This is a genomic window from Edaphobacter aggregans DSM 19364 (assembly GCF_000745965.1).
GTDB classification, from domain to species: domain Bacteria; phylum Acidobacteriota; class Terriglobia; order Terriglobales; family Acidobacteriaceae; genus Edaphobacter; species Edaphobacter aggregans.
This window is the reverse complement of the sequence record NZ_JQKI01000218.1, coordinates 1-6,432: the sequence shown is the minus strand read 5'-3', so window position 1 is coordinate 6,432 and position 6,432 is coordinate 1. Positions and strand designations below refer to the sequence as shown.

The following is a 6,432-nucleotide window of genomic DNA, read 5'->3' as shown; positions in this document are numbered from 1 at the left end:
AATCCAACCAACAGCACCCAGCCAAACGAGCCTTCGTCACGAGCTCGCGCTCACAACAACCGCTCGCTCAGCCTTCGTGAATGATGCAGGCTAGTTTCTCTGGATGGAACTGCACTTGTATCTGCCTGGTCTCACCACCGAAGACAGTGACGCTTGCCACGCCTGGAACTGCCAAGAGACGGGGCCGGAGAGTCCAATCTGCAGCCGTTCTCAGTTGCATGAGCGACTGCCTGTTAGACGTCAGGCCCAGGATCAGTACGTTGCTTGTCGACGACGTGAGCGGCGTCATGATGGGAGCTTTGACGCCCGATGGCAACTGTCCTGCCAGCGTCGAAAGGCGCTCCGCTACAAACTGGCGTTCAAGATAAACGTCGTTCCCGGTCTGGAAGACCACATTGATGACGGACAGCCCTTGAATGGAACTGGAGCGGAGAGAATCAATGCCAGTCACACCGTTGATGGCGTTTTCAATCGGCTGGGTCACCAACAGTTCCACCTGTTCAGGCGATAGGCCCGGCGCTTCCGTCTGGATCGAAACGCGAGGAGGCGCAAACTCTGGGAAGACTACATATTTCGCCTGTGTCAGCGTATAGAGGCCATATCCCAGAGAGGCCAGAGCCAGAGAGATAATGACTCCGCGAAATCGAAGTGAAAAGCGAACAATGGCATTCAACATGAAGTCAGTCCTGGTCTGCTTGAATCTGGGATCGGAATTCTTCCGAGAGAAGTGCCTGTGCGCCTACGGTGACTACACGCGCGTCGGCATCGATCCCTTCTGTCACAAACCATCCATTAGCAACGGGCTTCGAGGTTGCTATGTCTTTGCGAGTGAACTTGCCCGGTGATTCTTCGACATAGCACCACGCCTTGCCCTGCCACCAGACAACCGCGCTGCCGGGAACGAGCCATCCGTCTCGCTCTGGGCCGGAGGGTAGAAAAACAGCAAGATTGATTCCAGGGATGAGGCCCGGATGCGCTGCGACGCCATACAGCAAGCTTGGTGCTTGCAGACGCGGGTCAAGTTGAGGAAGCACCGAGATCAGGTGCGCGGAACTGTGCGTGCCATCCGCATATTTCACCGTTACTTGCTGTGGCGCGGTCAAGCTGCCTGAATCCGTACTGGTTACTTGTAAGAGAAACGTCCGCTGCGCAAGCAATGCGTCCAGTTGCGGTGAACCTTGCTCCAGCCAGTTTGCTATGACTGGACCCCAATGAAGCCGAGTGGAGCTTTTGAGAATGGTCAGAGATTGTTCTGCATTCCTAACCAGTGCGGCATCACTTTCGGAAGCCGCGCGCGCCACTTCGACAGCTTTGTCCGAAGCGTTCTTCCCATCCTGATTCAGTTGCCGCAGGCGCTCGTATTCAGCCTGTGATGCGCTTGCCGCTGCTCGTGCTTTCGCAAGATCGGTCAAGGCAGTGTTGTAGCTGGTCTTAAGATCGAGAAGCGGCTGGAGTTGCAGAACAACGCCGGTCGCTTGTACGTCCACACTTTGCCGGCTGTGTATAGGGGCAGCCGTGACGATGCCATTGGTCTTTTGCGCTGCGTCATCGAAGGCGAGAACCGTTTCGCCATTTTGAGACGCAACACGCGATGGTGCCTGCATGGGAGCTTCGGCTTGAGCCTCCGCCGACTGCTCCTTCTGTCTGGCCAGAAACCCCCAGATCAGTCCGCCGGCGAGAGCAATGACGGCGGCAATAACGACGATGATGCGCAGAGTGGATTTCATCCTGTAGACCCTTTCGGCTAGCGTGGCGCGTTCTTGGGAAGCGCGGGTGTGATTGCCGGATCAAGTGGCCGCTGCAACGCGTCTTCCAGTAACCCGATCGACAGTTGTGCCTGACGTAGAGCATCCAGTCGGGCACGTTCCGCAGCGGCGGTTTGCACCTCGGCAGCAATCGCAGTGAATTGCTCGGTTTCTCCTGACTTCAGCAGGCGTTCTGCCGTTCGTTGCTGCTCTTCAAGCTGAGCGACCGAGCGCGATGCCTCCTGCAAGGTCGCGTATGCGGCTGCGTACTGGGCGAGAGCTTTGTCGCTTTCCGCAATCACCGTACTTTGCACTGAGAGAAACTGCGCTCCGGCAATCTTGCGCTGGGCCTCCGCTTCGGCGATGGGGCCTTCGTTATGGTTGCGCAAAGGCAGGACACTCGACAGGTTGAGAGCAATGGAGTGAATGCCTTGTTCATAGATGTATCCCGGACCTAGATTGATGTCCGGATATTGCCGTGCAACTTCCAACTGAAGGTTGGATTGTGAGGATTCATATCGCTCAAGGGCGCGCCGTACGTCGAGCCGATTCAATACCGCCGCTTCACGAACACTCTGAGAGGAAAGCGCGCTTGGATCCGGCGGCGCATCGATCCCTGACCACTTCAGCGACCTTCCCGCTAGGGCAGAGTCGGGAATTCCGATGGCCGCCGCAAGTACCGCGTGGGTTGTATTTACCTGGCCCTCAGCTACGCGAAGCGCTTGACGGAGGTTCGTCAAGTCGATACGCGCTGTGGTCACCTCTGGTAGAGGTATCTCGCCGGCATGAAAGCGCCGTTCGATCATGTCTGCATACTGAGTTTGCAGGGATACCTGTCTCTGCAACTGGGCAGCTGCGTCCACCGCGAACAGGTAGTCCACAAGTGCTGACCGGACCCGGCTGCGCACAGCCCACCCGGTTTCGGCTAATTGGAGGCGGCTTGCCTGGCTCAAATGCGTAGCATTCGCAATTCGATAGCCACGCTTGCCCGCAGTCTCGATCGGCAGATCGAAGTTGAATCCCATGATGAACGGTGCCGTCGGATCGGACTCGTACCCCGGTCCAATACCTGCAATTGGGTTCGGTTTCATCGCAGCAGTTCGAATCCCCGCCTCTGCTGAGGCCACGTTCGCGCGGGCAATATCGAGATCTGGATTGAAATAGAACGCCGCGAGCGTGAGCGAATTCAGGTCCCAGGCTTCGAGCGGCCACGAGGCTGGCTGGAAATTGGCGCTCTGGTTCATCCACGAGCGCAGTTCGAGATCGTCCAGACTGCGGCTGTAAAGGCTTTGGGCCAGAGCCGGGGGCGAAATTGGCGCTGCATGGTACTTATACCTGGCGCAACCAACACAAAATCCAGCGGACAGCAGCAAAAGCGCTGCGATATGTTTCATGGAAACTCCTGAGAGCCAAAGTTCGAGGAAACGCGGGCAGACACACTGCCGCAGATGAACTGGAGTCAGTACAGGAGAAAAGGCTAGATTCGAAGGGAAATCGCGCTTAAAGGCGAGGAGAACAAAAGCCGTTCGACTTCAAAGGTCTGGAATCGACGCCATATTGCAGGTGCCAATTCCGACATGCCTTGTGATAGCGATTCCCAGAATAAGAGGCACAAGGCAAACAGGCGGATAGCCAGCACGGTGCCGAGACACAGGGCTAGCATGACGCTGCACGTCATGACTAAGAATTCTGGGTCAATGGGGAACGGCTTTGGATCATGTATGTCGAAGGTTTCGTACACCAGCGCACCCATCCAAATTGTGATGATGGCGATGGCAACAAAAGCGACGATAAGCCTTCGAGACATATCGCAATTCTACATCGGTACATTTCGGAACTGCGCTCACCGCCTTTGCTTGCCTCTGGTGAAGGCGAACCGGGCAGGAAGTCGGCAAATTGGAAGTCGCATCAACGATGGGCTGGGTCCGAGCATAGAGTTTCGTAACATTGGGTATGGCAACGATTCGGTACAAAATGGGCCATTTGAATGTTTTGAGCCGCTAGGCACCCTCAAGGAGGCGGCGAACTGAGGTTCTGCCGATGCCCAGCCGTCTGGCAATCTCCGATTTGGTGAGTTTTTCCTTGCGATAGAGGCGTTTGATTTCGGCAGTTTGCATCGCCGCCGACTTTGGCCTGCCGAAGGTTGTGCCTTTGGCGTGGGTCTGGGCGATGCCGGCCTTCACACGCTCTCGCAGGATCTCCCGTTCGAACTCGGCGAAGACGGCGAGCATCCGGCGAGCGCACGACCCGTCGGCGTGGTCATGTAAATAGCTATACGTCTATGGGGTCAGCTTAGAAACAGGGAGAGCTGTTCCTTCCTTCAGCGCTTCAGCGGCTTTCCTGAAAACGTTCGGGTCTATCAACTTTTCCCGGTCGATCACGTGTCCTAAGTCCCTCACCATCGGGACCCCTATCCCAGTCAACACTCCTAGCTGGCCGTTTGCTTTTCTGTTGTCATGTCGGCTCTATTGCACCTTGGTGTGCATCGCGGCAAGGCTCATCTTGCAGCTCTAGTGCTCACTGCGTTCCGCGCTTCGCTTCGATGCCCGACACGGCTCACTACCGTTCGGCCTTGCCACTCGCACAACCAAGGCGCGAAGCCTTATAGCATGACAACAGAGGCGCACGACCATCTGAACTCGGAGTTCTCGACAGCACCACGATCCAGCAATAGTGGGTCATCGGCGCGGCTCGCGCTCAACGCGAGAACGGCCCCAACCGGAGAAGGGTTGGAGCCGTCAGATGGAGGTAGAGAAAGTGAAGCTGTCTTTCAACTGCCGCATCCAGATATCACCAAAATGGATGTTCGTCCTACTGTCTGGAATCGCCACAATTGTTCGTTTGTGGCTGCATTTCAAACGGTAGCCTCTACAACCCCTGCGATAGTCACGAGCTATCGCAGGGCTTTATTATACGCTTTTCCCCGCTCTCGCTGCCCCCTAAAGCACGATCCAGACCGTCCGCGTCATCGGGCGCAAGGGTACCCGGCATCGCCTTTGAAGCGAACGACAAGAAAGGCGTGCGGTGGCGCAGCCGAGTTTCGATCAGGATGTGGTCGGAGTCAGGCGCAGGGGAGTAAGGTGCGGTTTGCCGACCATCCAACCAGAACGAGGAACTTTGTGGTCTCCGTTGCGTACCCTGAGCATGCGCCTGCTAATCCTTCTCGGAGTTGCTTCCCTCTTCACATGTCCTACCGTTGCTCAACCGAACAGCGGGCTGACAGGCAATTCTCAAGTGCAGCTGCGATCCGATAACAAGCAGTCGGCGGCAAAGCCCGCTTGGCCACCACAGCTCGAGATGCGCGTGCCATTCGAGCCCACAGCATTCCCAAGCGGACCACATATTTATGTCATGTACGAGTTGCACCTGACGAACTTCGGGACATCTCCTGTTTCCCTCAATCGAATTGACGTGCTCGACGCAGATGCGGGAGCCGCCGCCCAACCGATTGCGACCTTCGAGGTACCGCAACTCGAAACCATGCTGCAGCCTTTGGGAGGCAAGACACTCTCTGACCCCACAGGAAGGCTTCTAATCAACGATGGCCAGAGTTCCATCGCTTTTATGTCGATCGTGTTGGCCCGCGGCTCACATGTTCCAGACAGACTGTTTCATCGTGTGAGAACGGCCGACTCAGTGGCGGGAGGCGCAGTCATCGCCACACACTACACTGAGTTGCGTGTGCTCGGCCCTCCGTTAGAAGGAGCAAACTGGCTCGCAGCCGATGGCCCGAGTAATGATCAGGAGAATCATCATAGGCGTGGAGTGGTCATTGTTGATGGCCGGGCCGTGGACTCACGACGCTACGCGATCGACTGGAAGCAGATCAGGGATGGTGCATCATTTTCTGGCGACTCGCGGGACGTGCGCTCCTATTATTCCTTTGGGAAAGCAGTGCTCGCCGTTGCCGACGGCCGTGTTATTACGGCAAGAGATGGCCTCCCCAATAACATCCCCGGACACGGCGAATCGTTCCACCCTGCTGTGCCGATTTCGTTGGAAACAGTTGCGGGAAACACAATCACGCTTGATCTGGGTGGCGTTCAGTTTGCCTATTACATGCATCTGCAGCCGGGAAGTTTGCGGGTGAAGGAAGGGGACCGCGTGCGACGCGGCCAAGTGGTGGCGCTCCTCGGCGCTTCCGGCGATGCACGCGAGCCGCACCTGCATTTCGAAGTCACGAATTCGTCGAAGCTGCTGGCTGGCGAAGGCGTGCCCTATCTCATTGACCGGTACCGATGCAAGAGCGCGAATGGCGGGTCGATGGAACTTCGCATACACGAGTTGCCGCTAGATAATAGTGTCGTCGCATTCGGGGAAGACCGCGGTAAATGAAGATGAAGCGCATGCCCTGACGACAGCGCGATTCGGGTCGTGTGACGGGCATCCATGTAAGTTTTTGTCAACAGAAAAGCACAGGATTTTCTGGGCGCGCTCAGGAGAGCGCGCTATCGGTTTGATCAGAATCTGCCGTTACGCAACAGTGCCTCTCGGCTGGTGGTTCCTGCTCTCTGCAGAACCGGACATCCATTTGCTGTCTGAGACTCCAAAGAGTCCGCACAGAAGATTGAGTTTATGTTCTCTGCCAGTCCCGAAACAAACCGAAGGGAGCCTCGGGAGTTGCCTCCGTCGCTCAGCCCGTCACCTGCGGGACCTGGCAGCCTGCGCACCGGATGATCCTGATATT

6 protein-coding genes and 1 pseudogene are annotated in these 6,432 nt (G+C 56.7%); 1 reads left to right on the top strand and 6 read right to left on the bottom strand.

All coding sequences use genetic code 11. The features are described from left to right. Positions 1–67: 67 nt before the first annotated feature. The 6 genes and pseudogenes from Q363_RS29855 to Q363_RS45735 all read right to left on the bottom strand — a co-directional run. On the bottom strand, positions 68–676 hold the full coding sequence (locus tag Q363_RS29855; protein ID WP_035358019.1) for an efflux RND transporter permease subunit: 609 nt from the start codon (positions 674–676) through the stop codon (positions 68–70). 4 nt (positions 677–680) lie between these two features. Then, entirely contained in the window at positions 681–1,727 is a 1,047-nt protein-coding gene (locus tag Q363_RS29850; protein ID WP_035358016.1) for an efflux RND transporter periplasmic adaptor subunit, read from the bottom strand. Between the two features lie 17 nt (positions 1,728–1,744). Continuing rightward, the gene (locus Q363_RS29845) at positions 1,745–3,139 is read right to left on the bottom strand and encodes a TolC family protein (RefSeq protein WP_035358013.1); all 1,395 of its coding nucleotides are present in this window, start codon (positions 3,137–3,139) and stop codon (positions 1,745–1,747) included. Positions 3,140–3,222: 83 nt separating this feature from the next. Next, the gene (locus tag Q363_RS29840; protein ID WP_035358010.1) at positions 3,223–3,552 is read right to left on the bottom strand and encodes a hypothetical protein; all 330 of its coding nucleotides are present in this window, start codon (positions 3,550–3,552) and stop codon (positions 3,223–3,225) included. Between the two features lie 193 nt (positions 3,553–3,745). Continuing rightward, positions 3,746–3,928 carry a helix-turn-helix domain-containing protein gene (locus tag Q363_RS29835; RefSeq protein WP_281176104.1) on the bottom strand — a complete coding sequence of 61 codons (183 nt, stop codon included), beginning with the start codon at positions 3,926–3,928 and terminating at the stop codon, positions 3,746–3,748. Next, a pseudogene (locus Q363_RS45735) lies at positions 3,902–3,988 on the bottom strand (recombinase family protein); the annotation flags it as partial. The pseudogene Q363_RS45735 and the gene Q363_RS29835, both read right to left, overlap by 27 nt. A 991-nt stretch (positions 3,989–4,979) precedes the next feature. On the opposite strand from Q363_RS45735, the gene Q363_RS29830 reads away from it, so the two are divergent. Then, the gene (locus tag Q363_RS29830; protein WP_169747190.1) at positions 4,980–6,080 is read left to right on the top strand and encodes a M23 family metallopeptidase; all 1,101 of its coding nucleotides are present in this window, start codon (positions 4,980–4,982) and stop codon (positions 6,078–6,080) included. Positions 6,081–6,432: the final 352 nt, after the last annotated feature.

What these genes read in the sequence shown, in the direction of transcription:
- Q363_RS29840 (WP_035358010.1), bottom strand. Translation starts at nt 3,552, where the DNA reads ATGTCTCGAAGGCTTATCGTCGCTTTTGTTGCCATCGCCATCATCACA.
- Q363_RS29855 (WP_035358019.1), bottom strand. Translation starts at nt 676, where the DNA reads ATGTTGAATGCCATTGTTCGCTTTTCACTTCGATTTCGCGGAGTCATT.
- Q363_RS29850 (WP_035358016.1), bottom strand. Translation starts at nt 1,727, where the DNA reads ATGAAATCCACTCTGCGCATCATCGTCGTTATTGCCGCCGTCATTGCT.
- Q363_RS29845 (WP_035358013.1), bottom strand. Translation starts at nt 3,139, where the DNA reads ATGAAACATATCGCAGCGCTTTTGCTGCTGTCCGCTGGATTTTGTGTT.